Annotated in this window: 3 protein-coding genes; all 3 read left to right on the forward strand. The window is 48.9% G+C overall.

The features are described from left to right. Positions 1-815: 815 nt before the first annotated feature. Positions 816-1,514 (forward strand): ABC transporter ATP-binding protein, encoded by a 699-nt coding sequence (locus tag J3U06_RS09205; RefSeq protein ID WP_267444983.1) that lies wholly within the window; start codon positions 816-818, stop codon positions 1,512-1,514. 47 nt (positions 1,515-1,561) lie between these two features. Beyond that, a complete protein-coding gene (locus J3U06_RS09210) occupies positions 1,562-3,007 on the forward strand; it encodes an FtsX-like permease family protein (RefSeq protein WP_045924218.1) in 1,446 nt (481 codons plus the stop codon). Positions 3,008-3,015: 8 nt separating this feature from the next. Beyond that, positions 3,016-4,372, forward strand: a 1,357-nt coding sequence (locus tag J3U06_RS09215; protein WP_101433109.1) for an ABC transporter ATP-binding protein, incomplete at its 3' end; no start/stop codon positions are given.

Genomic DNA, 4,372 nt, shown 5'->3' on the forward strand with positions numbered 1-4,372 from the left:
CCGACCTATTAACAACCACCCAACACGCTTACAGCCACAAGGCCAAACCCCCAACATAAACAACGCGTTTAGTTCCTATAGCCCAGAATCTCTGAAGTGGGTGTCACTGCTCCAGGAAATCGGTGCAGACGCAGTCGTTAATATCATTCAGAATGGAAGCCACGGGGGAGGATCAGGTAAGTATAGACGCTGGGAAAAGTTTGCTATGCAAACGGCTTGGTGTCTTGACATCATTGGATGCAGCAATTGAAGGTCCATCTCTACTCAAAGGAAAGTTGCCATCTTAAAAGGCGACGTATGGGTACTTAGCTATCAAAGGCAATGAGCAAGTTATTAATATTCAAGAAGCGAGTTAAAACAGAAGTTGACACTGAACCGGGTTCTGATAATATTACTACAAAGCATAGTCCGCAACGATGGGAGACGCAATGATTGGGGAAGCTGTATACATGCGGGCGACGCACCCAGGATCTCCTTTCTTTGTCGATAGCCGTAGTCTCATGGCACATGCCGAAGAGTCATGGGATCCTGAACCTGACTGTCCGATAGGATGGGCTTCAAATAAATCCGTAGTATGGACATATATGCAGCCGACTGCTTGCATAATGAGGACCCACGGATGGAAAATTCATGTGACGGCTTCCCTTGACAATGCACAATCAGTTTTAGAAAAAGTTTCTAAAATCTGTATTTCAGAGCATGTTATGTTCAAATATCTCAGGGATAAACAACAGTACCGAACTCGTTGTCGTGGGGCTTTATAATCGCATGAGGTCTGGCGATACTCTGATCTCAGTACCATGAAGGTTAATATTATGCGTGATGGTGTGGTAGTAGCTGAACAGCTAAGTAAGAATTTCGTCTCGGGTGACGGGACTCCCACTGTGGTGTTCAATGATCTTTCTTTTGTTGCTGCTGGTGGTGCCATGACCGCAATTACAGGGCCCTCTGGATGTGGTAAGAGCACCTTGCTATATTGCCTTTCTGGTCTTGAACAGCCATCTCAAGGAAATGTGTGGGTGCTGGGTGAGGAACTAACTAAGAAGAACCAGCGTAACTTGGCTTTGTTTCGCAGATCGCATATCGGGTTTGTGTTTCAGTCCTACAATCTTGTCCCGTCCATGACCGTTCGTGACAATATCCTGCTCCCCTTGACTCTCAGCCATCGCAAGGTCGATCAAGGAAGCATCGATGCCCTCATGGATAAGTTCCACTTGAGCGGGCACGACAATGACGCAGCTAGTTCGCTCTCAGGTGGTGAGCAGCAGCGGGTATCCTTGATTCGCACCTTGGTCGCGGATCCCGATGTTGTGTTCGCCGATGAGCCGACAGGTGCTCTTGACCAGAAGTCCGGACAGTTGGTTTTCTCGCAGTTGCGGGACTTCTCCCATCGACCCGGTAAATGCGTGGTCGTGGTCACACACGATCTCCGCCTGGCCCGGCAATGCGACGTCGTATACACCATGAGTGATGGCGGATTTGTCGCATCAGCGAATGTGGAAGAGCAAGCGTAGTTATTGCCCTGATTCTGTATGGCGATGCGGCGTGAAAGGTGTAAGTCATGAAGTGGGCGTTGAATGATCTGAAAGCCAATAGAGGAATCTGGGCCGGTGTGTTTCTTGTACTTGTGGTCACGCAGACGATTCTGTGCGCCATGAGTGTATGCAAGGGAATCAATGATCTCAAACATGATTCCCCGGGGGAAGTGGGTGTGGTATCTCACCATCTCAGCACTAACGTGGACTCGGTCTACCAGATAGCAATGGTCCTGGGTTGCCTGGTCATTATGGTGACGATTCAGGCTTCCATAAGGCAGCGGCGGAAGGGACTTGCATTGTTGTCCCTGCTTGGTGCCACACCTAGGCAGGTGCTGACCCTCACCATGGTGCAGGTGTTCGTGCTGACTCTGATCTCCTCCATCGTTGGTATGGCGCTGGCGCCAATTCTTGCCCCACGGATTCTAAAGTTCCAGTTGGAGGCCGTGCTGTTACCGCCGCTTATCACTTTTACTTGGCAGGGTTTCTTAGACTTTGCTTTGAGGGGGCTTGCAGTCGGTTTCATTGTGGCTTTGTTGGGTGCTCTCTTTACTCTGCGTGCTTTGAGGAAAGTGCTTCCGGTTGAGCTGCTGAGAGGTTCAGGAACTGAGGAAGTCCACGTCACGAGAGCTGGGCGCGGTCTGAGGAGATTCCTTATTATCGGTGGTTTCATCGCCCTGCTGGCACCGGCTGTCGCTGCCGTCATCCTGGTGTTGAACGACCCCAAAACTCTGAGTAAGACCCAATTGGGCATCATCATGCAACCCATGTCATTAGGCCCGATCATCGCGATACTGCTGTTTCTGGTCGCTCTGGCCTATTCTGGAGGACCCATCATCCAATGGGCCACCAAAACATGGACGAATCTGGTTCCTGTGCAATCCGATGTCTGGAAGATCGCACGGGCACAAGCCATTGTGAGAAGTCGCGGGAAGGCATTCGGCTCCACCATCATCTCACTGACTGCTTGCCTGTTCCTGCTCGGTGGATTGTTAATCACAGGTCAAACCAGTACTGCTGCCATAAGTGGCTTTCCCCAGTTGAAAGACATGGGATCAGCCACACCGATAGAGCTTATGTCCAGCCTGTGGTCGGCCTTGCTCATTGCTGTAATCGGTGCGGTCGCCAGTTTCGCCATCTCTGCCAAGGAACGCAACCTTGATCTGGCCCTTATCTCCATCGCGGGCGCTGTGCCCGGACAGCTACTTGCCATATCGGCCTTGGATGGTTTCATCCTCGTGACCACCGGTATCCTTATCTCTGCGGGGGCCACCTTGCTCGTCGGAGTTTTCACCGCTGTGACATTCCTCCCTCTTTCCAAGAATCTCTTTGTAGTGGTCTTCCCCTGGAAGTTCTTCATTATCCTTGCTGTGCCCATTATCGCCGCGGGAACACTTTCCACATTTTTCTCTGCACGTTCTAGTTTGAAGCGATCGGCAATTGAAACCGTCCAAACAGCCATAGGCGAATAGCGGAAATCATGTCAACTATGCAAACTCAGCAACGTCAAAAAACCACAATTTTTAATGTATTCAGACTATTGAAACCGCACACAGCTATCACTGTTGTTGTGATGTCTGTGGGTATAGTGTCTTCAGGTCTGGCGTTACTACAACCTCTGTGTGTCAATTATCTTCTACACGCCATAGAACAGAGTCAGAAGTTGGTGAGACCAATTGCAGTCTTGGCGCTTTTGTTTGTAGCAGGCATCGTCCTGGATGGTTTGGGATCCAATATGGCAAACCGCCTTGCGGCGAAAATAGTTTTCGATAAACGTAGCAATCTCATTACCTGTATCCTCGGCCTGCCGGTACAAGAGTATGATAAGAGGGAGTCGGGTGACTATGTCTCAACTGTCATCTCAGATACTAATGAGTTACGCTCAGCCCTGTCATCAGACTTCTTTAAAGTGGCCGCGAATCTGTTAACAGCTTGCGGATCAGCTGTCGCTATGCTGTTCATTGATACCAGACTCTTTGCCGTGGCACTTATAACTTCGTGCACATCCATTCTGTTGATGATTGCTGCTTCTTCTCGTCTGCAGGCCTATACCGAACTGGTACAAGCTAAGACAGCAAGACTGTCTAATGCCATACTGCGATCATTAGCTGGAATTCGCACAATTAAGGCCTTTATGGCAACAGTGCCTGAAACGAAAAGAGTAGTCGGTACCGCAGAAGAAGTGTATCGGGCAACAGTAAAAGTGGCCAACAAGGAAACAATCATTCGGTCCATTGTGAACTGCGCCATACAGCTGACCTTACTAATCGTTTTTTCCTTTGGCGGCGCGGAAATAGCGAAAGGGGATCTTGATATTTCTAATTTCATCTCCTTTTCAATGTATTTGACTATGGTTGTTTCTTCGCTAAGCTCCTTTTCCTCATCTATAACCACGGCTTTCAAAGCTTTAGGACCACTCAGGAGAATAGAAGACATTGAATCTTTGCGCGATAAAAGCGAAACCGTAAGTTCGAGCAATATGCTTTCCCCAGATGGGCATTCCTCGTTTGATACAGCCAACATTACGCTGGAGTTCAAAGATGTATGCTTTTCTTACAATACAGCGGACAAAGATGATGAACGAAATACCACTCTGCAGAACATTAGTTTTAGCGCAGTCCCACACCAAAGAACCGTCATCGTGGGCTCGTCGGGTTCAGGTAAAACTACGCTGCTTTCCCTATTGGAGGCTTTTTATAGGCCGGATTCGGGGCATATCCTATACAACAATGTTGACTCAACTGATTTAAATGGGCCTATAGGAACTAAACGCGTTGTTTTAGGTTCTGTGTGTGGGTTTGGTTGTGTGTTGGTCAGAGTGTGGTGTTGGGGTATCT

Source organism: Bifidobacterium sp. B4142, assembly GCF_026537325.1.
Taxonomy (GTDB): domain Bacteria; phylum Actinomycetota; class Actinomycetes; order Actinomycetales; family Bifidobacteriaceae; genus Bombiscardovia.